1 protein-coding gene and 2 tRNA genes are annotated in these 1,045 nt (G+C 41.0%); 1 reads left to right on the top strand and 2 read right to left on the bottom strand.

Annotated elements, in window-relative coordinates; genetic code table 11:
- Positions 1 to 29: 29 nt before the first annotated feature.
- Both BM607_RS21555 and BM607_RS21560 read right to left on the bottom strand, forming a co-directional pair.
- Positions 30 to 105 (bottom strand) — tRNA-Thr (locus BM607_RS21555).
- 7 nt (positions 106 to 112) lie between these two features.
- Positions 113 to 188: transfer RNA gene (locus BM607_RS21560), tRNA-Phe, on the bottom strand.
- Between the two features lie 321 nt (positions 189 to 509).
- Between BM607_RS21560 and BM607_RS22020 the strand changes: the two genes are divergently transcribed.
- On the top strand, positions 510 to 698 hold the full coding sequence (locus BM607_RS22020) for a hypothetical protein (RefSeq protein ID WP_249269623.1): 189 nt from the start codon (positions 510 to 512) through the stop codon (positions 696 to 698).
- Positions 699 to 1,045: the final 347 nt, after the last annotated feature.

Here is a 1,045-nt window from a genome sequence, read left to right on the forward strand (position 1 = left end):
CCACTCATTGAGTGGCTTCGTTGTTTATATGGTGCCGGCACCAAGAGTCGAACTCGGGACCTACTGATTACAAGTCAGTTGCTCTACCAACTGAGCTATGCCGGCTAAATTGTGGTGCCCGAACCCGGAATCGAACCAGGGACACGAGGATTTTCAATCCTCTGCTCTACCGACTGAGCTATTCGGGCAACTAACTAAGCGTTAGTTAACTACTTCAAACTAAGTCTTAAAGACCTTGTTCGTTCGAAGTGCGCGTATAATATAGTGCTCGCTTTGGCTGTGCAAGCCCTTTTTAAATGACTGATTAACTATTAAACAATAATCGAACATTTATTTGATTCTTCCACTTTACTCATATTGAGTCGCTGAAAGTTTCAGCATTTTAGTGATGATAGCCTTGCCTTTAGACTGATAAGGTTAACTTCAGTGCTCGTTTAATCTGTGTTTTAAGAAAGAAAATTAACGCTTAAGGCATTTTATGTATGCGAAGGGGAGGGGAATATCGTCTGATGGCGAAGTTTAGTAAGTGTTACGGTACTTTTGTCGACAGCAGATTTTGGTTTATAAGTTTGTCTGCAACTATGATTTTGAACTGGCATGAATTGAACGACCAAAAGTCTATCTCAAAACCTACCGGTATTATCGAGAGTAAGTCAGTTGCGGTGACCAAAGGCTTTGCTGTTGCTCAAATTATTTAAATTTCAAATACAAAAAAGCCACTCATTGAGTGGCTTCGTTGTTTATATTGTGTCGGTACCAAGAGTCGAGCTCGGGATCTATTGATTTTATCGAGAGTAAGTCAGTTGCGATTTGCACTGAACACTTCAAATTTAAAATACAAAAAAGTCACTTATCGAGTGGCTTCGTTGTTTATATGGTGCCGGCACCAAGAGTCGAGTTCAGGACCTACTGGTTTATCGAGAGTAAGTCAGTTGCACCTAACACTTCAAATTTCAGATACAAAAAAGCCACTCATTGAGTGGCTTCGTTGTTTATATGGTGCCGGCACCAAGAGTCGAACTCGGGACCTACTGATTACAAGTCA

The sequence above is a fragment of the Shewanella sp. SACH genome (assembly GCF_001887095.2).
Classification (GTDB): Bacteria; Pseudomonadota; Gammaproteobacteria; order Enterobacterales; family Shewanellaceae; genus Shewanella; species Shewanella baltica.

Excerpts from the sequence above, each read along its gene's own strand:
- BM607_RS22020 (WP_249269623.1), top strand. The coding sequence starts at position 510 with ATGGCGAAGTTTAGTAAGTGTTACGGTACTTTTGTCGACAGCAGATTT.